This window comes from Goekera deserti (assembly GCF_010685995.1).
In the GTDB taxonomy this organism is placed as follows: domain Bacteria; phylum Actinomycetota; class Actinomycetes; order Mycobacteriales; family Geodermatophilaceae; genus Goekera; species Goekera deserti.
This window is the reverse complement of record NZ_JAAGWK010000048.1, coordinates 1-751: the sequence shown is the minus strand read 5'-3', so window position 1 is coordinate 751 and position 751 is coordinate 1. Positions and strand designations below refer to the sequence as shown.

The following is a 751-nucleotide window of genomic DNA, read 5'->3' as shown; positions in this document are numbered from 1 at the left end:
TAACTATTATGCTTGCTCGATCACGTTCACTATTTCACACAACTATTATTATGTTGCACATTCTCATGAGGTGAGATATAATATCAACTCGATTTATTAACAACTGAGGTAGTAAATTATGCACATCGGCAAGCACTGCCAACAATACCGGAAGAGTAAAAATGCTTCTCTACAGGTCATAGCTATGAACGATAATATTAAAACGTTATCGGCTTTCGAGAATGGACGTAGTACCAACGTAAGACACTTTATCAAGTATGCACAATTCGCATTATCTGAGGGTGAGCTTGATATATTTATGAAAACCGTATTAGCTGGAGAATGTAAATAATGGCTAGAGGTGGAGTTAAGATTGTAAAAGACGTAAACAAAATCGGGGAATTATTAGAGGCTCTTAGTAAGCCGATGATGAAAGCCTCGGATGTTGCGGCTATCAATAAACAGATTAACCGCGAACTGGACAATGCCCGTAAACGTTGGGATAGGCTCGTCAAAAACGGCTTACAGTTTACCGAAGCATTTAAACGTTACGGTTTTCAGGGTCGTTTCTCGTTGAAGGGTAAAGAGGGGCAGGAACGTTTAGCCGAAATTCAGAGGGCGGCACGTTTCCTACAATCCAGCACGTCAACCATTAGCGGGGCGATTTCGTCCAGCAAGGTAGACACGAAAGGATTAAACGCGAAACAAGCATTAACGAAACTGAAAAACGTTAATAAGCTGATGCCGCGAGTAGTGGACGCTATTGTAGATG

General features: G+C 41.3%; 1 protein-coding gene. It reads left to right on the top strand.

Translation table 11 applies throughout. From position 1 onward, the window contains the following. Nucleotides 1-330: 330 nt before the first annotated feature. On the top strand, nucleotides 331-751 hold a 421-nt coding region (locus G1H19_RS22325), incomplete at its 3' end, for a hypothetical protein (RefSeq protein ID WP_163638890.1).